Below are 18917 nucleotides of genomic sequence, written 5' to 3'. Positions count from 1 at the left end.
CGTCCTGAACGGCCGCGTTTATGTCGCCGGGTCCCGGACGGCCGCACATGCAACGCCCACAGGTCGGCGAACTGTCGCCACCGGACCGCCTGCTGATGGGTCCCGGCCCGAGTGAGGTCCATCCGCGCACCCTCCGCGCGATGGCGGCCCCGCCCGTCGGCCACCTCGACCCCGCGTTCCTCGACGTGATGGACGAGACCCAGGAGCTGCTGCGCTACGTCCTCCAGACCGACAACAAGTGGACCATCCCGGTTTCGGGCACCGGGAGCGCGGCGATGGAGGCCGCCATCGGCAACCTCACGCGCCCCGGTGACACCGTTCTCGTGCCCTCGAACGGCTACTTCGGTGGCCGGATGGCCGCGATGGTCCGGCGTGCCGGTGGCGACCCCGTGCGGGTCGACGCGCCCTGGGGCGAACCGCTCGACCCCGACGACGTGCAGGCGGCCTTCGCCGAGCACGACCCGGACCTGTTCGGGTTCGTCCACGCCGAGACCTCGACGGGCGTCCGCCAGCCCGACGTGCCCGCACTCACCGACATCGCCCACGACAACGACGCGCTCGTCGTCGCGGACGTGGTCACCTCGCTGGGCGGCGTGGAGTTCCGGATGGACGACTGGGGTGTCGACGCCGCGTACTCGGCCGGGCAGAAGTGCCTCTCCTGTCCGCCGGGTGCGTCGCCGCTCTCGCTCAACCACGCGGCGATGGAACGGGTGCAGTCCCGCGAGGAGCGCCCGCGCTCGTGGTATCTCGACCTCACGCTGCTGGACGACTACTGGGGTGAGGAGCGGGCCTACCACCACACTGCGCCCGTCTCCAACGTGTACGCGCTGCGCGAATCGCTCCGACTCGTCGCCGAGGAGGGCCTCGAAGACCGGTGGGCCCGCCACGAGCGCGTCGCTGGCGCGCTCCGCGAGGGCCTGGCCGCGATGGGGCTCGCCCCCGTCGCCGAGCCGGACTGGTGGCTCCCCTCGCTCAACACCGCCCGCCTCCCCGAGGCCGCCCACGTCGAACCGGGCGATGTCATCGACCGGATGCTGGAGGAGCACGGAATCGAGATTGCCGGCGGCCTCGGCGACCTCGCGGGCGAGGTGCTGCGTGTGGGCTGTATGGGCCACGGCGCCACGCCGGACAACGTGACCGCACTCGTGGCCGCGCTGGGCGACTCGCTGCTCGCGCTGGGCGTCGACGTCGACGCCGACGCCGGACTCGCGACCGTCCGCGAGTCGCTGCGGAGCAACTAGCGTCCCCGAGCGTGACCGATGTTCTCTCCCGCCCATCACTCTCCGTCAGTCGAACGGGCGCGCGCTGGCGGCTGTGCCGGAGGCCAGCCGCCGCACACCGTGCGAGGTCCTCGCGAGTGTAAGCGAGCGAGGGCTCGGCAGAGCTTGCTCTGCCGGTGGCTGAGCACCGCAGCGACGGGAGCGAAGCGACCGGAGCGAGGAGTGCAGGCGGTTGGGGAGGCGTGAGGCTCGTACGACCCGACTGACGAATCTGCGGTCCCTGGCGGACTCGAAGGGCGAGCACTCTCCGGGAGCCCGGCCGACGTAAGCACCACAGCGGACGAGCGAAGCCAGTGAGCGAGGAGCGTGGTTCGAGAGAGCAAAGCTCTCTCGTCATCCCGGAAACCTTCGATTTCCGGAGACAGTGAGGCCCGGCCCCGCAGCGTGCGAGGGCTTCGGAGCTATTCCCGCCGTCGTGCTGAACCGAGCCGACGATAATCATTGTACCACGAAATTCCACTTCCAGTGGGAGTAACTGAGGATATATGCGCTGGATAAATGGTGAAGTACCGGGGTCTGGAAAGTGTGCTGCCACCTCTCCTCCTCCTCCCTGCAGCCCGCAACCCTCAAGACGCTGGACCCCTCGAACCGCAGATATGAGGTACGTCGATTTTCTACTCATCCCGCGGGGTCGATATCTCCACCCGGCCGTCGCGGCCGTCGCCGACGACCCCGACGTGCACCGGGAGGCCATCCACCACTTCAACGTCCTCGAAGACGGCTCCGCGGTCGTGCTGCTGGAGTTCTCCGGCGACGCCGACCGGCTGGAGGAGCTCGTCGGCGACGACCCGGACATCATCTCGTACGACCTCTCGGTCTCGGAGACGGGCATCTTCTCGTACTCGCGCATCACCGCCGATGAGGAGCTCCAGCAGCTGTACAGCGTGCCCCAGCGTCGCGAGCTGGTGCTGGACACGCCGATGCGCTACACCGACCGCGGGGCGCTGGAGGTCCGGGCCATCGGCAACCAGCGTGCCATCCGCGAGGCCATCAAGGACGTGCCCGACGGGCTGGGGCTGAAGTTCCTCTCGACCGGCGAGTACGACCCCGAACAGTCCGAGTCCGGCGACCAGCTCACCGAGCGCCAGCGGGAGATCCTCCGGACCGCGGTCGAGATGGGCTACTACGAGGAGCCCCGGCAGACCAACTACCAGGAACTCGCCGACGAACTGGACCTCTCCTCGGGGACGGTCGGCGAGCACCTCCGGAAGATCGAGTCGACGGTGCTGAAGCGGCTCGTGCCGTAGAACGGGCTGGTTCTGTGACTGTAGGGCGTGTAGTTACAATTGGGTTCCACCACCAATCCATTCGAAATGAATCCGGGCAGCCGGTCTGTGCTGGTGCATACTCGCGAGCGAAGCGAGCGAGTTCCTCCTGCCCGAGACGAGGGTCCTGGCGGCAGGAGGCCGTCGGGCCCGAGTCGAGGGCAGGCATTTTTTCTGAATGTTTTTTGCGGCGAGTGGTACCCGCAGCCCGGCGGCCATGGGCCGCCGGGCAAGCGGTACCCGAGCCGTCAAAAAAGCTCGACTATGCACGCTGACGTTGCCGAGCTCACCACCGAAACGCCCGCTCAGTCCTCGTAGATGCTGTCGATGTACTCCTGGAAGCCGTCGCGGATGGCGCGGCGTTTCTTCTTCATCGACGGCGTGAGGTAGTCGTTCTCGGCGGTCCACTCGACCGGGACGAGTTCGAACTGCTTGATGCGGGAGTGCTTCGGGAACTCGGCGTTGACGCGGTCGACCTCCTCCTCGATGTACTCGCGGACGCGGTCGTCCTCGCAGATGCCCTCGCTGTCGTCGGGGAGGTCGATACCCTGCTTGTCGGCCCAGCGGCGCACCTGTTCGAAGTTCGGGACGATGATGGCGCCGATGAACTTCTCGTCGTCGCCGGTCACCATCACCTGCTCGACGCGCTCGGAGGTGGAGAACTCGTCCTCGATGGGCTGTGGAGCGACGTTCTTCCCGGTGTCCAGCACGACCAGCGTCTTCAGCCGGTCCGTGTAGACGAGGTAGCCGTCCTCGTCGATCGTGATGATGTCGCCGGTCCGGAACCACGGGTCGCCGCCGTCCTCGGCCTCGGTGAACGCGTCCTCGGTCGCCTCGGGCTTGTTCCAGTAGCCCTGCGTGACGTTCGGCCCGCGGACGAGCAGTTCGCCCACCTGCCCGTCGGCGTTCTCGCGGCGCTCCTGGCTGACGACCGACTCGTCGACCGTCACCTCACAATCCACGACCGGCGGGCCCAGTGTGCCGTGCTTGGGCGCCTCGGCCGGGTTCGTAGAGACGACGGGCGAGGTCTCGGTCAGCCCGTACCCCTCGTTGATGGGGATGTCCATCCCGTCGAACATCTGGGCGAGTTCCTTCGAGAGCGAGCCGCCACCGGAGATGAACGAGTCGATGCGCCCGCCCACGCCCTCGCGGACGTCGCTGTACACCAGTTTGTCGGCGATGGCGTGCTTGACGCGCAGGCCGAGGTCCGGTTCCTCGTCGGGGTCGCGCTTGATACGGCCGTAGTCGCGGGCCACGTCGAGCGACCACTGGAAGATGCGTTCTTTCACGTCGGACCCGGAGGCCTGCTCGCGCATCTGGTCGAAGATGCGCTCGTAGACGCGCGGGACGCTGGTCGCGCCCGAGGGCTGGACCTTCTCCAGGTCGTCGCCCACCGTGTCCGGCGACTCGGCGTACGCGACGGTGCCGCCGGTCGCGAACATCGAGAAGTGCCCGGCCAGCCGCTCGAAGACGTGCGCCAGCGGCAGGAAGGAGAGCGTGCGGGTGTTCCTGTCGATGACCGGCGTGTCCTCGTCCTTGTCGGGCCGGGGGCCGAAGCGCTTGCGGACCTGGTTGACGTTCGCGCGGAAGTTCCCGTGGGTCAACATCACGCCCTTCGGGTCGCCGGTCGTCCCGGAGGTGTAGACCAGCGAGGCGAGGTCGTCGAGTTCGCAGGCGTCGAGACGCGCCTCGAACGCGTCCTCGTCGAAGGCGGACTGCCCGCGCTCGTACACGTCCGCGAGCGAGTACACGTCGAGGTCCGTCTCCGGCGCCTCGAACTCGTCCATCACGACGGCGAACTCGACATCCAGTTCGTCCTCCACCTCGACGACCCGGCTCAGCAGTTCCGCGTTCTCGCAGACGACCCCCGTCGCACCGGGGTCGCCCAGCAGGTACTGCACCCGCGGCGGCTCGGACTCCGTGTAGACCGTCGTGACGGTCGCGCCGGCCGACAGCAGTGCGAAGTCACACTGGGCCCACTCCATCCGCGTGTTGGCGAACATCCCGACGCGGTCGCCGTGCTCGACGCCGATGTCGACGAAGCCGGCCGAGAGGTTCTGGACCACGTCCAGCATATCCGCGTACGTGAGCGAGGCGAACTCGCCGTCGAGCGCCTCCGGGTAGGCGACACCGGCCATCGTGCGGTCGTAGACCCCGCCCTTGTACCACTGTGCGTCCCGGCGGCCGTTCCGGCGGGCGCTGGCGACGAAGAGCTCGCCCAGCGTGTCGTCGCCGATGACCTCGTCGTCGTACTCCCGTTCTGCGCGGAGCCAGTCCGGCTCCCCCCGTCCGTATCCGATGGTCCCATCCAGGTCCTGCATCTATACGCCCGGCTTGTCGACCGTGGCACCCTATGTCCTTCGGTTCGCACATCGCGCTTCGGCGCGAGCGCGGCCGCTACCCGCCACAATCCGGGGATAACCGGGTCACTCATTGGGGCGGGCTCGTGCCGACACACCCACTGCCGTCGCTGGTCGACGACACGGGCGAGAAGTCCGCGCTCGGGAGAGCGCGTGGCTCTAGAAGTAGCCTTCGTCTTCCATCCCGTCGACGAGGGCGTCGACCAGCTCGTCGACGCTATCGTAGGGATAGTCGGCCTGCCCGGAGGCCTCCTGGTTGAGCTCCATCGCGGTGATGGTCTCGTCGCCGATCTCGAACGTCGTGCCGGGGCCGTTCGGCAGGGCCGGCACGAGGTCCATCGGGCTGTTGACGGGGTAATCCGCACCCTCGAACGCTTCACGGAACTGCTGTCGTACGTTCTCCTTGTCCGCCATAGCAACCTGCATCTCGTCGCCCTCGGGTGTATCATTACTGCCTGTCAACTGCGGGTTTTTTAGTCCGAGTCCGGTCGCCATCGGTGAGAAACGGTCGCGGGCCCGCCCCCGAAGCCACGCCCGGGCCACGTCACCGTACGAGTCGACCCGCTCGGCGAGCCGCCGCTCGGGGAGCTCCCCTTTCCGGACGACGCTGTCCGCCGCCTCGACCTCCTGCTTCACCACCCGCCGCATCGCTCTCCGTACGTCGTCGTTCATACCTGTTCCAGGCGAGCCATCCACTCGACCCTGTGCCCGCAGTTCTGCGGTTCGTTTTGATTCGAGGCCCCCTTCCCGGCCCGGGGCGAGTCGGGTCCCCGACCCGACACGCCTATCCGAGCGACCGCCACAGTCCGGGCATGGAGCAGAAACGCGCCCTGACCAGCGTGGACTGTGCGGCGCTGGTCCGCGAACTCCGGAGCTACCGGGGGGCCAAGCTGGACAAGGCCTACCTGTACGAGGACGACCTCGTCCGGCTGAAGCTGCGGGACTTCGACGCCGGCCGCCTCGAACTACTGGCGGAGGTACGCGACCCGAAACGGGTCCATCTCGTCGACCCCGAACGCGTTCCGGACGCGCCGGGGCGGCCACCGAACTTCGCGATGATGCTGCGCAACCGTCTGTCGGGTGCCGACCTCGTCGACGTACGCCAGTTCGAGTTCGACCGCATCATCAGCGTGGAGTTCGAGCGCGACGACGAGAACACGACGCTGGTCTTCGAGCTGTTCGGTGACGGCAACGTCGCGGTGCTGGACCCCGAGCGCGAGGTCGTCTCCTCGCTCGACACCGTCCGGTTGAAGTCCCGGACCGTCGCTCCGGGCTCGACCTACGACTTCCCCGACTCCCGGTTCGACCCCCTCGAAGCCGACCAGGAGGCGTTCGCCCGACGGATGGACCAGTCGGACTCGGACATCGTCCGCACCGTCGCGACGCAGCTCAACTTCGGGGGCCTCTGGGCCGAGGAGCTCTGCCGGCGCGCCGGCGTCGAGATGGTCAAGGACATCGCGGCCGCCGAGCGCGAGGAGTACGACGCCCTCTACGACGCCTGGGACCGCCTCCGGGCCCGCATCAAGGAGGGCGACCTCGACCCGCGCGTGTACACGGAAGCGGTCGAGGACGCGGCCGAGGGTGGGAAAGCGGAGGAAGAACCGCCCCGCCGCGTCGTGGACGTGACGCCCGTCCCGATGGAGGAACACGAGGCCGAGGGGCTCCACGCCGAGGCGTTCGACGACTTCAACGAGGCGCTGGCGGACTACTTCCACCGACTGGAACACGAATCGGTCGGCGCGGGAGAGGGTGGCGGTGGTGGCGGACGTGACCGCCCGGACTTCGAGTCGGAGATCGCCAAACACGAGCGCATCATCGAGCAGCAGGAGAACGCCATCGAGGAGTTCGAGGAGCAGGCCCAGCAGGAGCGCGAGAAGGCCGAACTGCTGTACGCCAACTACGACCTCGTCGACGACGTGCTCTCGACCGTGCGCGCGGCCCGCGAGGAGGACCGCGCCTGGGACGCTATCGAGGAGCGGTTCGCCGAGGGCGCCGAGCAGGGCATTCCGGCCGCGGAGGCCGTCGTGGGCGTGGACGGAGCCGAGGGGACCGTTACGCTCGCGCTGGACGACCACGAGGTGACCGTCGAGGTCGCGGACGGCGTCGAGAAGAACGCCGACCGGCTCTATACCGAGGCCAAGCGCATCGCCGACAAGAAGGAGGGCGCACAGGCCGCCATCGAGGACACCCGCGAGGACCTCGAGGCGGTGAAGCGGCGCCGCGAGGAGTGGCAGGCCCGCGACGAGGAGGAGGAGGTCGACGACCAGGAGGGGGACGGGGACGACGAGGTGAGCGACGCGGAGTGGCTCCAGCGGAGCTCCATCCCCATCCGGAGCGACGAGCAGTGGTACGAGCGGTTCCGCTGGTTCCACACCTCCGACGGCTTCCTCGTCATCGGTGGGCGCAACGCCGACCAGAACGAGGAACTCGTCAAGAAGTACATGGACCGCGGAGACCTGTTCTTCCACACGCAGGCCCACGGCGGCCCAGTCACGATTCTGAAGGCGACCGGCCCGAGCGAGGCCGCGACGGACATCGACATCCCACAGCGATCGAAGGAGGAGGCCGCACAGTTCGCCGTCGCCTACTCCTCGGTCTGGAAGGACGGCCGCTTCGCGGGGGACGCCTACATGGTCGACCCCGACCAGGTGTCGAAGACGCCCGAATCCGGCGAGTACCTGGAGAAGGGCGGCTTCGCCGTCCGTGGCGACCGCACCTACTTCGAGGATGTCGAGGCGGAGGTCGCCGTCGGCATCCAGGTCGAACCCGAATCGAGGGTCGTCGGCGGCCCGCCCGCCCCCATCGAGGAGCGGACCGTGACCAGCGTTCGCCTCGAACCCGGGCAGTACGCCCAAAACGATATCGCGAAGATGGTCTACCGGAAGTTCCGCGAGCGCTTCGCCGACCAGTCGTTCGTCCGGAAGGTCGCCAGCGCCGACCGCGTCCAGGAGTTCTGTCCGCCCGGCGGCTCCACGGTAGTCGACGAGTAGGGCGTTCTCCCCGACGAAACGGTCACTTCCGTCAGTATCGAGGCGCCCGACTACGTATCGTCGCCCGGTATAAGTTTATATCCCAGAAGAGTGTAGAAACTTCCAGCCGTAGCGCGCGCGAAAGGTTAAGATTCGCGTGGCCAGCACGGACGGTGAGACACAATGTTCGAGGAATCCATCAACTATCCGCGAGAGGGAGGGGACAGCTGGAAGACTATCGCCATCGGTGGGGTTCTGGGAATCCTGTCGTTCCTGGTCGTTCCCGTGTTCCTGGTGCTGGGCTACGGGGCACGTGTCCTCCGGGACGCGGCGGACGACCCCGGGACCGAGAGCGCCCCCGTCTTCGACGACTGGGGCGAGCTGCTCGTGGATGGCCTGAAGCTGTTCGTGGTCTCGTTGGCCTATCTCCTCGTGCCCCTGGTCATCTTCGGCGTCACCACCGGTGGGCTGGTCGTCGCGATCCTCACCGGGAGTCAGAGCCTGACCGCCGGGGCTATCCTCGGTGCCCTCGGCGGGTTCGTCGTCGCCGGCCTCCTGACCCTGCTCATCTACTACTTCCTGCCGGCGGCACTGACGTTCGTGGCGATGTCGGGGAGCGTGGCCGACGGGTTCGCAATCGGGCGTATCCGCGCGCTCGTGACGACCCGCGAGTACGCCGTCCGCTGGCTCGTCGCGCTGGGCGTCCTCGTCGTCGTCGGCGCCATCACCAGCGTCCTCAGTGCAACCGGCATCGGCGCGCTGGTCGTCCCGTTCGTCTCGTTCTACGGGATGGTCTCGGCGTACTACCTGTACGGTGGAGCGGTCGGCGTCGTCGAGCCGGGGGCCGACGAGGCGGATCCGGACCCCACTGCCGGACAGGCCATCTGAGCGTTCGGACGGGGGTGCCTCCATCCGGCAGCAATTACCTTCTCAGATCCCCAATCAGGGAAATAATGTTCTCAATAAGCACAATATCGGGGTTCTTGGATTATTATTCTCTGCTCTCGGAGTCAGTCCGCCGTCGCTGCCGGCACCACCTCGTCCACGAGCCGCTCGATGTGGGTCACGTACGTGTCGACGAACCGCGCCGCCGCGGGCTCGTCGAACTGCTCCAGCAGGTACCGGCAGAACAGGTGGAGTTCACCGTCGAACGTTCCCACCGCGACGCCGACGGGAATCTGCCGCCAGGTCGGCGGCGAGAACCAGACCTCGCTCTCGGTTCCTTCGCCCAGTGACGGGGAGACGGGGACGTTTCCGAGGTTGGTCAGGACGGCCGTATCCAGCAGTCGTGCACCACCGTCGCGGAGGAGGTCGGGGAGGTGGTGCTTCAGGGCGACAGGCAGACCGTCGGGGAGCAGCGCCAGCACCTCGTAGGTCCGTTCGGGAAGGTCGCGCTCCTTGATACGGGTCGTCTGCCGGGCCACCCTGGCCAGCGCGGTGCCGGGGTTCCGTCTGTGGGCCCGGTTCGTCCGCACCCGCTCGAACAGCGTGTACATCGCCATCACCTGGTAGAACCAGTCGTCGGGCCTGACGTTGACCGGCATCATGACGCCGAGCCAGCCGGTCGGTGTCCCGTGTGCGTCGTTCCACGCCTCGATGGCGAGGTGGAGGGCGGTCAGGAGAACGTCGTTGACCGAGACGCCCGGTGGGCGGGTGGCGATGAGCCGACCCGTCAGGTCGGCGTCGAGCACGCGGCGCTCGTAGCCCCAGCCGGCCCGGTCCGAGCCGCCGTCGCTCGCGATGTCGGTCGGGCTCAGGACGCCATCGCGGAGCCGTCGCCCCACCGTCTCGGCCGCTTCGCAGGCGTCCCCCACCGTCGTGGGGCGGAGATTCTCTAGCAACGAGCGGGACTCGTGCAGGCCGACCGTGTCCCCGACCGGCTCCTCGCCCCGGTAGGCCGTCCAGGTGGCGTGACTGAACCGGAGTACACCCACGCCGTCGGCGACCACGTGGCTGGTCGACTGGAGGATACGGTCCCCACCGTCGACCCCGCCACCGCGGTAGACGACCATCCCGAAGGGCGGTTCCTGGGTCAGGTCGAACTGGTGGCCGTAGAGGCGGTTCCGGACCGTCCGGAGGTCGTACTCCTCGCTGTCGACCTCGTAGATGGGGACCCGGCCCGGCTCGGTCGGAATCTCCCACCAGTACCGGCTGTCGGTGGGGCGCGACGGGCGGCGTCGGGCCCGCGACATAGGGTGGAGTTCCATCGCGGTGCTGGTGGCCGCCCGCAGTTCGTCGATGTCGACCGTGGCCGAGGACGCGATTTCGCCCTGCATGTTGAGCGGCTGGAACCGCCGCTCGAGGTGGTGTGTCATCTCCTCGATGAGGGTGAACGGCAGGGTCTCGCGCATCGTCGTGTCCGACTGCGGCCAGCCGGCTGATAAAGGCTGGCGCCGCCCCGGCGGGCGGGAACGGCAGGGTCTTTGCGCCCGGCCCGCCGAGTCCGGATATGCGAATCCAGGACCGCCACGCTGTCGGCGAGGGGCGAGAGAAGATAGAGGTGGTCCCCGAGAGTCTGGACGACCTGTGGCACCTGACCTACATCATCGAACCCGGTGACGAGGTCGGCGGTGACACGACCCGCCGCATCCAGCGCAACGACGACCAGATGCGCGACACCGGTGGCGAGCGCGAGCACATGTACGTCACCATCGAGGTCGAGACCACGGAGTTCGCGAAGTTCGCCAACCGGCTCCGCATCGGGGGCGAGATCGTCGACTGCTCGCGCGAGGACCAGCTCGGGCTCCACCACACCCTCAACGTCGAGGAGCGCACGGAGATCGAGATCACCAAGTGGTGGAAGACAGACCAGCTCGAACGCCTCCAGGAGGCCGTCGAGGCCGCCGAGAACCCCGACGTCGCCATCGCTACCGTCGAGGAGGGCGAGGCCTACGTCCACACCGTCGCCCAGTACGGCGTCGAGGAGCGCGCCGCCATCACCGCCACCACGGGCAAGGGCGAGTACGCCCAGCCCCGGACCCAGCTGTTCGCCGAGCTGACCGACGTGCTCGCGCGGATGGACGTCGACGCCATCATCCTCGCTGGCCCCGGCTTCACCAAACAGGACGCACTGGAGTACATCGAGGAGGAGGCGCCGGATGTCGCGAAGCTCATCACGACCGTCGACACCGCCGGCGTCGGGGACCGCGGCGTCCACGAGGTGCTCAAGCGCGGTGCCGTCGACGAGGTGCAGGCCGAGACGCGCATCGCGGAGGAGGCCGAGTACATCGACGAGCTGATGGAGCGCATCGCGCAGGGCCACGAGGCCGCGTACGGCATCGAGGGCGTGATGGAGGCCGCCGAGTTCGGTGCCATCGACGAGCTGCTCATCCTCGACGAGCGCCTGCGCGCCGAACGTGCCGGCGAGGGCGACTGGGATGTGAACGCCAACGACCTCGTCGAGACGGTCGAGCAGAAGGGCGGCCAGGTGACGGTGTTCTCCAACGAGTTCGACCCTGGCCAGCAGCTGAAGAACCTCGGCGGTGTGGCGGCGCTGTTGCGCTACCGCATCGACTGAGACTCAGTCCCTGTCAGCGTCGGTCTCTGAACGTGCGAGCAGCCCGCGCACGGAGCCGTCGTCGTAGGCGAGGCGTGCGCCGAACCAGAGCGCCCCCAGTCCGATACCGACCCCGAGCAGGAACGGGAGGGGCTCCGGCAACCACTCGGCCGCCCGTTTCGCCAGCCCATCCGCGACGGCGGCGCCGACAAGCCAGACCACGAGGAACGTGGCGTGCTGGACGAGCGTCCCGGACCGATGGGCCTGCTGGAGTCCCAGCAGGATGAACCCCACGAGCAGGAGCGTCCCGACCGCAGCGAGAGCCAGATAGCGGAGTCGCCCCCCGAGCGAGAACGCCACGGGGAGCCCGATGACGACCGCGAGGAACGCGAGCGTCTGCGCGACCAGCACCGGCGAGGCACGCGCCACGAGCCCCTCGCTCATCTGCCGGCCGTGCAGGTGGCGGACGGTTCCATGCTTCCAGGTCCTCGGGTCATCTCACTCCACCTCGACCGTCAGCCCGTCCTCCGCGAACCGCACCTCACCGTCGTAGTGCTGCTCCAGTGAATCGAGCATCTCGGACTCCGTCCCGACCGTGTGCGGGTAGAGATGGGTCAGGTAGACCGTGCCGTAGTCGTGGCCCGCCAGGACCTGCCCGAGTGCGCTCGGCGTGGGGTGGTTGTCCACGTCGACCTCGTCGGGGAACGAGCAGTCGTGAACGAACACGTCCGAGCCGTCCGCGAAGCGCGCGAGGCGGTCGGTTTCCTCGGAGTCCCCCGAGAAGGTGAAGACGGGTGCGTCGTCGCCCGCGGCCGCGTCTGCGGGCGTGAACCGGTAGGCGTGACAGTACATCGAGTGGACGGTTTCCATGGCGTCCACCGAGAAGCCCGCGAGGTCGAACGGGGCCTCGTCGGGGGTCACCTCCCGCAGTCGGAGGTCGAGGCGGTCCTGCATGTAGTCGTGGACCTCCAGCAGTCCCTCGACCAGCTCGCCGGTCCCTGGCGGTCCGACGACCCGGAGCGACTCGGCGCCCGCCAGCCAGCGCGCCTTCATCAGCGGCAGGAGGTCCGCGACGTGGTCGAGGTGGTGGTGGGTCAGGAGGACGGTGTCGACGCCCTCGTAGCCCGTTTCGGTGGCGGCCAGCGAGTGGAGCGCGCCGCTGCCACAGTCGACGAGTAGCGGGCCCGCCTCGCCCTCGACGAGCAGTCCGGTCTGCATCCGCTCGCCGGTCGGCATCGCGCTCCCGGTTCCGAGGAACGTCACCTGCATACGCCGACTCGGGCGCGTCGGCGGCAAAGGCGTGGCGGTGGGGCGGCCACGCTCCCGCTCCGGGCACTCGGGGAAACACCGAAGTCGACGCGGGGCCCTCGGAACGGTATGCACGCTGGGGTGGCACGCACTGACGGGGATGGGCAGCCATGAGGGAAGTGGTGGAGGACGCGGTGCCGGACCTCCCGGTGGCGGCGCTTCGGGAGGCCGGCCTGGGCGCGCAGTTCGACGCGCTCGAGGAGGCCGTCGGCGGGCATCTGGAGGGAGAGCGCTCGAACGTGGCGGTGGTCGCCGAGCCGTTCGCCGGCCGCGCGGGACTGCTGGCCTACGCCGAGGAGTACCTGGGTGCGGCCGCCGAGCGCCGGTCGTTCGACGGCCTCGTTGTCGACCCGGGCGAGGCCCCGGAACCCGACAGCGAGGCGGTCGTCGTCGACGGCTGTCACTACCTCTACACCCGGCGGGTCGGCGGCTTCGACCCGCTGGAGCGGTTCATCGACCGCGTGACCGACAGCGACGCGATGTTCGTCACCGCCTGGAACAGCTACGCCTGGGACTACCTCCGGGCGACCCGTGACGTCGACGCGGCGTTCCCCATCGTCGTCCGGCTGCCGCCCCTCGACGCGGGCGGGGTCCGGGACCTCATCTACGCGATGTACGGCCCGGACCTGCCGAGATTCGAATCGACGAAAGCCTTCGGCCGCGTGAAGACCCTCGACTTCGAGCCCCGGACCGTCTCGCTCACGCGGTCGGTCGGCGTGGAGGTGACCGTCCCGACGCTGAACCTCTCCTACCTCACGGCCCGGGCGGAGGACGACGTGGGCGAGGTGGAGGCGGTCGTCTTCGAGCGGCTGACACGGCTCTCCGAGGGGAACCCGGGCGTGGCGGCGGCGCTCTGGGCGCGCAGCGTCGAGGACGGCACCATCAGCCCGGCCTCGGTCGAGGCACTGGACCGGAGTCTCGACCTCGACGACGACGCTGGGTTCGTCCTGCTGCTCGTGCTGACCAACGGCGCCGTCGACCGGGAGGTGCTGGCCGCGGCACTGCCCGAGGTCCAGGTCAGGCGGTCGCTCACGTACCTGGCCGACCGCGACCTCGTCGCGCTGTCCGACGACGTCGCCTGGGTCGAACCGACGGCGCTGCACCCGGCTGCCGAGTACCTCCGGGGGAGGCGGTTGCTGTGGTGACCGGTCCCTCCGTGTCGTCGGCTGGCCACGCGCTGGCGGTCGCACTGACCACCGGCCACCCACTCGCGGTCGCGCAGACGGGCGGGCTGAGCGGCTCGGAGGTGAGCGAGGTCAGTCCCGTCACTCTCCAGACGGTCCTCAACGCGCTGGCAATCCTGGTTCTGGCGTACGTGGTGGCCCGGGCCGCGAGCGCGCTCCTGAACGGGTTGGCCGACCGGCTGACGACCCAGCGCTTCCGCGTGACGCTGCTCATCCCCGTCGTCAAGGTGGGTGTCTACGCCGGGGCGGCCTGGCTCGTCTTCCGCGGCGTGTTCGATTTCAGTAGCACCCAGCTCGTGGCCTTCTCGGGCCTGCTCGGTGCCGCGCTCGGCCTCGGCCTGAAGGACCTCATGGCGGACCTGTTCGGTGGAATCGTCCTGGTCGCGGAGCGACCCTACCGCATCGGCGACAAGATCGCCGTCGGTGAGCACTACGGCGAGGTCACCGACATCGGCCTCCGCTCGACCACGCTCGTCACGCCGGACGACACCGCCATCACGGTCCCGAACTACCTCTTCTTCAACGAATCCATCGCCAACGCGAACGACGGCGCCGCGGAGATGCTCGTCACCGTCGAGTTCTATCTGGACCCTGCTGCCGACGTCCGGGTCGCGCGCCGTATCGTCCGCGAGGCGATGGAGACCTCCCAGTACGTCTACGTCACCGAGGACCACCCGGTGACGGTCCGGGTCACCGACGACCTCCACTACCGCACCGTGACCGGGAAGGCCTACGTCGACGACCTCCGCAACGAGTTCGCCTTCGAGACGGACGTGACCGACCGTGCGCTCGCCGCATTCGCCGAACACGACATCCGGTCGCCACGCGTGACGCCCGGCGTCCCCGACGAGGCCGTGGAGTAGTCGCGCCACGGCTCGGATTATCCAGCCGATGGTGGAAAGAAATTGAACGGTGGAGCCACAACTCAATCTATGGTCCGGACAGCCGCGTCCCTCTCGCGCTGGTTCCCCTGTCTGCTGGCTGCCGCCTCGATCGCGATTACGCTGTGGTTCGTCGTCGCTGCCGGGAGTTCCACCGCCGCACTCCAGGCGGGCCTGGCGCTCCTGCTGGGTGTCGTCCTCCTCGCCGTCGGGTACTTCCGTTACGCGACGACGGACCTCCCGGGGACTGAAGCCGGACGGGTGGCTGCCTGGACCGCGGGCGGGTTCGGCGTGTTCCTCGTCATGAACCTCTGGTTCCGTGGGCTCGAGTTCACCGTCGGCGCGGTCGCGCCGCAGTTCGCCGTCCTCACCTCGCTGACCGCGGGGACGCTCGGTGGGACGCTCGCGGGTATCGGGACGGCCAGACGACACCGTGACCACGCCAGCCGGACGGCTGCGCTCGACGACTACCGCGTCATCTTCGAGGAGGTCGAGGACGCCATCATCGTCCACGACGCCGCGACGTTCGCGATACGAGACGCGAACCCGAAGGCGGTCGACCTGCTGGGCTACCGTGTCGAGGAACTCCGGGAGGTGGACGTGATGGACATCACCGCCTCCCACCCGGAGCGGGACTCGACGCAGGTAGAACAGAAGATGACGGCCGCGCTGGAGGGAGACGGTGACCGCTTCGAGTGGCCCATCGAACGGAAGGACGGCACCTACCGATGGCTGCAGGTGTCGCTCAAGCGGGCCACCCTCCACGACGACGATGTCGTCCTCGCCGTCCTCCGTGACATCACCGACCAGAAGGAGCGGCGGCAGGACCTCGAGCAGTACGAGACACTGGCCGAGACGGTCCGGGACGGCCTCTACGCCACCGACGCCGACGGTGAGTTCACCTACGTCAACGACGCGATGTGCGACCTGACCGGGTACGACCGTGCGGCGCTGGTCGGGATGCACTTCTCCACCCTCCTCGAGAGGGACGCGGTCGACCGCGTGGTCGAGGCTCGTGCGGAGATACGCCGCAACACCGCGACGACCACTGCCATCGAGTTCGACCTCGTGCGGGGCGACGCGAGTACGGTCCCCACCGAGACGCGGTTCACCGCACTGGCCGACGACGAGGGCACCACCGACGAGGGCTTCGAGGGGACCGTCGGCGTCATCCGCGACATCTCCGACCGCCGGGAGTACGAGGTCCAGCTCCAGACCCTGCACGAGGTCACGCGCGACCTGATGGCCGAATCCGACCCCGAGGCCATCGCCCAGCGCAGCTGCGCCGCGTTCGACGACCTCCTCGACCACCCCGTGAGCGGGGTCTTCCTGGAGGAGGGGGAGGAACTCGTCGCGGTGGCGACGAGTCGGGGAGCGGGGGAACTCTTCGACACGGTTCCGGTACTCCCGGCCGGGGAGTCACTCGCCTGGGAGGTCTACGAGACCGGCGAGCCACAGGTTCACGGCCGGGTCAGCAAGGCGGCGAACGTCTACGACCCTGATTCCCCCATCGATAGCGAGGCCATCTTCCCGCTCGGGACGAACGGGGTGGTCATCGTCGGCTCGCCGGAACCGGGGGCGTTCTCGGCACAGGACGTCGAACTGATGCAGGTTCTCGCGGCCAACACCCGGACGGCACTCGACCGGGCGCGGGCCGAGCAGTCGCTCCGGGCCCGGGAGGAGGAACTGGCCGAGCGCAACGAGCGCCTCGACCGGTTCGCCGAACTCGTCGCCCACGACCTGCGGAACCCCCTCACCTCCGCCATGGGCTGGCTGGACCTCGCCAGGGAGTCCGGCGACCCGGCGGAGTTCGAGCGGGTCGAGACTGCACACGAGCGAATCCGCGAGATAATCACCGACCTGCTCGAACTCGCACGGTCGGGCGGGCAGGTCGACCGGACCGACCACGTGGACCTGCGCCGGCTCGCGACCGACGTCTGGACCGGTATCGACACGAACGGGGCCTCCCTCCAGGTGGAGGAGTCCGCGATGGTCGCTGCCGACGCCTCCCGCCTCAGGCAGGTCTTCGACAACCTCCTCCGCAACGCCGTCGTCCACGGTGATTCGGACGTGACCGTACACCTCGGGACGCTCCCGGACGACGAGGGCTTCTACGTCGCGGACGACGGCCCCGGTATCCCACCCGACGAGCGTGACCAGATATTCGAACCGGGGTACACGACCCACGAGGAGGGGACGGGGTTCGGGATGGTCGTCGTCGACCAGCTCGTCTCGGCGCACGGCTGGGATATCTCTGTCTCGGAGGCCGACGAGGGTGGCGCCGCCTTCGAGATACACGGCGTCGAGTTCCCCGCCGAGTAGCCGCTCCACCCACCGCGTGGCGGTCGTTCCTCGTGTCCTCTTGACTGGGTCAAGAACTATGTCCGCTCCGGCCCATGCATCGGACGCACTGCACGGTGCGTGTTCACTCATGACAGGAAAACAGCTCCTGATGATTGTCGGTGATTTCGTCGAGGACTACGAGGTCATGGTCCCGTTCCAGGCACTCCAGGCCGTCGGCCACGAGGTTCACACCGTCTGCCCCGAGAAGGAAGCCGGGGACAGCGTCAAGACCGCCATCCACGACTTCCGTGGCGACCAGACGTATCTGGAGGAGCGTGGTCACGACTTCGAGGTCACCGCGACGATGAGCGAGGTGGACCCGGCCGACTACGACGGGCTCGTCGTCCCGGGCGGGCGCGCCCCGGAGTACCTCCGGACGTACGACGCCGTCCTCGACACGGTCCGGCACTTCTTCGAGACGGGGAAACCCGTCGCCGCGCTGTGCCACGGGCCGCAGATCCTCGCGGCCGCCGATGTTCTCGACGGCTACGAGATGACCGCGTACCCCGCTGTCCGGGCCGAGGTGGAGGCTGCGGGCTGTTCGTGGGTCGACGGCGTCGTCACGGACCGCAATCTGGTGACGGGACAGGCGTGGCCCGACCACCCGGAGTGGATCGCACAGTTCCTCGACGTGCTGGGGACCGACATCCAGCACGGCGAACCGGTCGCGGCCGACTGAACCGCGTGGGGCGGCGCTTCCGGGCGTCGGACCGCTCTCGCCGACCGGTTTTTGCCCTGTCGTCCCGGAGTTATGGCATGGACCGGTCGGAACTGCTCAAGGAGATGGTCGAGTCGGTGGGAGTCAGCGTCGGCGTCTACGGTGAGAACGGGCGGTACGTCTACGTCAACGACGCGTACGCGGACCTCCTCGATACCGAGCGGGAGTCTCTGGTCGGGACGCCCATCTGGGAGGTGGTTCCCGACTTCGACGCGGAGCGGTTCGACGACTACTGGGACTCGTTCACGGACGGGGAGACCCGGACGGCCGAGACGGTCCACGAGTACGGCGGAACCAGCGTCCCCATCTCGGCGGTGACGACGCGACGACGCATCGAGGGGGTCCCCTTCCACTTCGGCACCATCCAGGATATCTCCGAGCTGAAACAGCGCGAACAGGAGCTTCGCGAGCAGAACGAGCGGCTCGAGGCGTTCACCGGCGTCGTCAGTCACGACCTGCGGAACCCGCTCAACGTCGCGAAGGGCTACGTCGACATCCTGCAGGAGGATATCGACCGCGACGAGCTGGAGCTGGTCGAGAGCTCGCTGGAACGGATGTCCATCCTCGTCGACGACCTGCTCCGGCTGGCACGCGAGGGACAGGCCGTGGACGCGAAGGAGCCGGTGTCGCTGATGGCCATCGGGACCGCCGCCCGCGAGACGGTCGCGACCGGCGAGGCCACGGTCACCGTCGCTTCCGACCTCGGGTTCCTGGCCGACGGGAGCCGGCTCCAGCAGCTCCTCGAGAACCTCATCCGCAACGCGGTGGAACACGCGAGCGAGGAGGGGGACCCTTCCGTGACCATCGGCGCGCTCGCGGACGACGAGGGGTTCTTCGTCGAGGACGACGGCCCCGGTATCCCTCCAGAAGAGCGCGAAGCGGTGTTCTCACCCACCCGGTCGGAGGGCAAACGCGGCGTCGGTCTCGGCCTCGCTATCGTCAAGGAGATCGCCGAGGCCCACGACTGGACTATCACGGTCACGGAGGGGCGCGACGGCGGGGCCCGGTTCGAGTTCCGGGATGTCGAGCTCGATTGAGATATCTGCGAAGCGCTATCGATAGCGTCTCTCCTACGCGATTCGACGTGGAATGCCTGGGAAATTTCTCTCCCTG

General features: G+C 68.4%; 15 protein-coding genes. 10 read left to right on the top strand and 5 right to left on the bottom strand.

What is annotated here, in order from left to right:
* Positions 1-47: 47 nt before the first annotated feature.
* The gene (locus NL115_RS20075) at positions 48-1241 is read left to right on the top strand and encodes a pyridoxal-phosphate-dependent aminotransferase family protein (RefSeq protein ID WP_254831093.1); all 1194 of its coding nucleotides are present in this window, start codon (positions 48-50) and stop codon (positions 1239-1241) included.
* Between the two features lie 635 nt (positions 1242-1876).
* Complete coding sequence (locus NL115_RS20070; protein ID WP_254831092.1) at positions 1877-2527, top strand: helix-turn-helix domain-containing protein; 651 nt, start codon at positions 1877-1879, stop codon at positions 2525-2527.
* Positions 2528-2850: 323 nt separating this feature from the next.
* Here the strand turns inward: NL115_RS20070 and NL115_RS20065 are convergent, their stop codons facing one another.
* Positions 2851-4866, bottom strand: a complete 2016-nt coding sequence (locus NL115_RS20065) for an AMP-dependent synthetase/ligase (protein ID WP_254831091.1) — start codon at positions 4864-4866, stop codon at positions 2851-2853.
* 198 nt (positions 4867-5064) lie between these two features.
* Positions 5065-5319 (bottom strand): MTH865 family protein, encoded by a 255-nt coding sequence (locus tag NL115_RS20060; protein ID WP_254824751.1) that lies wholly within the window; start codon positions 5317-5319, stop codon positions 5065-5067.
* A 398-nt stretch (positions 5320-5717) separates the two neighbouring features.
* On the opposite strand from NL115_RS20060, the gene rqcH reads away from it, so the two are divergent.
* Together rqcH and NL115_RS20050 are read left to right on the top strand one after the other, a co-directional pair.
* Positions 5718-7895: a ribosome rescue protein RqcH gene (gene rqcH, locus NL115_RS20055; RefSeq protein ID WP_254831090.1), complete on the top strand. Its 2178-nt coding sequence runs from the start codon at positions 5718-5720 to the stop codon at positions 7893-7895.
* 162 nt (positions 7896-8057) lie between these two features.
* Positions 8058-8762, top strand: coding sequence for a DUF4013 domain-containing protein (locus NL115_RS20050; RefSeq protein WP_254831089.1), 705 nt, complete (start codon positions 8058-8060; stop codon positions 8760-8762).
* A 122-nt stretch (positions 8763-8884) separates the two neighbouring features.
* Here the strand turns inward: NL115_RS20050 and NL115_RS20045 are convergent, their stop codons facing one another.
* The gene (locus tag NL115_RS20045) at positions 8885-10225 is read right to left on the bottom strand and encodes a hypothetical protein (protein ID WP_254831088.1); all 1341 of its coding nucleotides are present in this window, start codon (positions 10223-10225) and stop codon (positions 8885-8887) included.
* Between the two features lie 98 nt (positions 10226-10323).
* Between NL115_RS20045 and NL115_RS20040 the strand changes: the two genes are divergently transcribed.
* Entirely contained in the window at positions 10324-11391 is a 1068-nt protein-coding gene (locus NL115_RS20040; RefSeq protein WP_254831087.1) for an mRNA surveillance protein pelota, read from the top strand.
* Positions 11392-11394: 3 nt separating this feature from the next.
* Here the strand turns inward: NL115_RS20040 and NL115_RS20035 are convergent, their stop codons facing one another.
* Positions 11395-11814: a hypothetical protein gene (locus tag NL115_RS20035; RefSeq protein WP_254831086.1), complete on the bottom strand. Its 420-nt coding sequence runs from the start codon at positions 11812-11814 to the stop codon at positions 11395-11397.
* A gap of 54 nt (positions 11815-11868) precedes the next feature.
* Positions 11869-12639 carry an MBL fold metallo-hydrolase gene (locus NL115_RS20030; protein WP_254831085.1) on the bottom strand — a complete coding sequence of 257 codons (771 nt, stop codon included), beginning with the start codon at positions 12637-12639 and terminating at the stop codon, positions 11869-11871.
* 149 nt (positions 12640-12788) lie between these two features.
* On the opposite strand from NL115_RS20030, the gene NL115_RS20025 reads away from it, so the two are divergent.
* The 5 genes from NL115_RS20025 (at position 12789) to NL115_RS20005 (ending at position 18841) form a co-directional block, all read left to right on the top strand.
* The gene (locus NL115_RS20025; protein ID WP_254831084.1) at positions 12789-13823 is read left to right on the top strand and encodes a hypothetical protein; all 1035 of its coding nucleotides are present in this window, start codon (positions 12789-12791) and stop codon (positions 13821-13823) included.
* Complete coding sequence (locus NL115_RS20020) at positions 13820-14725, top strand: mechanosensitive ion channel family protein (protein WP_254831083.1); 906 nt, start codon at positions 13820-13822, stop codon at positions 14723-14725. The genes NL115_RS20025 and NL115_RS20020 overlap by 4 nt, the downstream gene beginning before the upstream one ends.
* Positions 14726-14794: 69 nt before the next feature.
* Positions 14795-17065: a PAS domain S-box protein gene (locus tag NL115_RS20015; protein ID WP_254831082.1), complete on the top strand. Its 2271-nt coding sequence runs from the start codon at positions 14795-14797 to the stop codon at positions 17063-17065.
* A 109-nt stretch (positions 17066-17174) separates the two neighbouring features.
* On the top strand, positions 17175-17765 hold the full coding sequence (locus NL115_RS20010; RefSeq protein WP_254831081.1) for a DJ-1/PfpI family protein: 591 nt from the start codon (positions 17175-17177) through the stop codon (positions 17763-17765).
* Between the two features lie 77 nt (positions 17766-17842).
* Positions 17843-18841, top strand: a complete 999-nt coding sequence (locus tag NL115_RS20005) for a PAS domain-containing sensor histidine kinase (RefSeq protein WP_254831080.1) — start codon at positions 17843-17845, stop codon at positions 18839-18841.
* Positions 18842-18917 lie beyond the last annotated feature (76 nt).

The organism is Haloglomus salinum, from assembly GCF_024298825.1.
Lineage (GTDB): Archaea > Halobacteriota > Halobacteria > Halobacteriales > Haloarculaceae > Haloglomus > Haloglomus salinum.
Note: the sequence above shows the minus strand (reverse complement) of the source record. Positions and strands in the feature narration are given on the sequence as shown.

Bases quoted from the DNA above. Each gene is read 5' to 3' on its own strand.
- NL115_RS20075 (WP_254831093.1), top strand. From the start codon at position 48: ATGCAACGCCCACAGGTCGGCGAACTGTCGCCACCGGACCGCCTGCTG.
- NL115_RS20070 (WP_254831092.1), top strand. From the start codon at position 1,877: ATGAGGTACGTCGATTTTCTACTCATCCCGCGGGGTCGATATCTCCAC.
- NL115_RS20065 (WP_254831091.1), bottom strand. From the start codon at position 4,866: ATGCAGGACCTGGATGGGACCATCGGATACGGACGGGGGGAGCCGGAC.
- NL115_RS20060 (WP_254824751.1), bottom strand. From the start codon at position 5,319: ATGGCGGACAAGGAGAACGTACGACAGCAGTTCCGTGAAGCGTTCGAG.
- rqcH (WP_254831090.1), top strand. From the start codon at position 5,718: ATGGAGCAGAAACGCGCCCTGACCAGCGTGGACTGTGCGGCGCTGGTC.
- NL115_RS20050 (WP_254831089.1), top strand. From the start codon at position 8,058: ATGTTCGAGGAATCCATCAACTATCCGCGAGAGGGAGGGGACAGCTGG.
- NL115_RS20045 (WP_254831088.1), bottom strand. From the start codon at position 10,225: ATGCGCGAGACCCTGCCGTTCACCCTCATCGAGGAGATGACACACCAC.
- NL115_RS20040 (WP_254831087.1), top strand. From the start codon at position 10,324: ATGCGAATCCAGGACCGCCACGCTGTCGGCGAGGGGCGAGAGAAGATA.
- NL115_RS20035 (WP_254831086.1), bottom strand. From the start codon at position 11,814: ATGAGCGAGGGGCTCGTGGCGCGTGCCTCGCCGGTGCTGGTCGCGCAG.
- NL115_RS20030 (WP_254831085.1), bottom strand. From the start codon at position 12,639: ATGCAGGTGACGTTCCTCGGAACCGGGAGCGCGATGCCGACCGGCGAG.
- NL115_RS20025 (WP_254831084.1), top strand. From the start codon at position 12,789: ATGAGGGAAGTGGTGGAGGACGCGGTGCCGGACCTCCCGGTGGCGGCG.
- NL115_RS20015 (WP_254831082.1), top strand. From the start codon at position 14,795: ATGGTCCGGACAGCCGCGTCCCTCTCGCGCTGGTTCCCCTGTCTGCTG.
- NL115_RS20010 (WP_254831081.1), top strand. From the start codon at position 17,175: ATGACAGGAAAACAGCTCCTGATGATTGTCGGTGATTTCGTCGAGGAC.
- NL115_RS20005 (WP_254831080.1), top strand. From the start codon at position 17,843: ATGGACCGGTCGGAACTGCTCAAGGAGATGGTCGAGTCGGTGGGAGTC.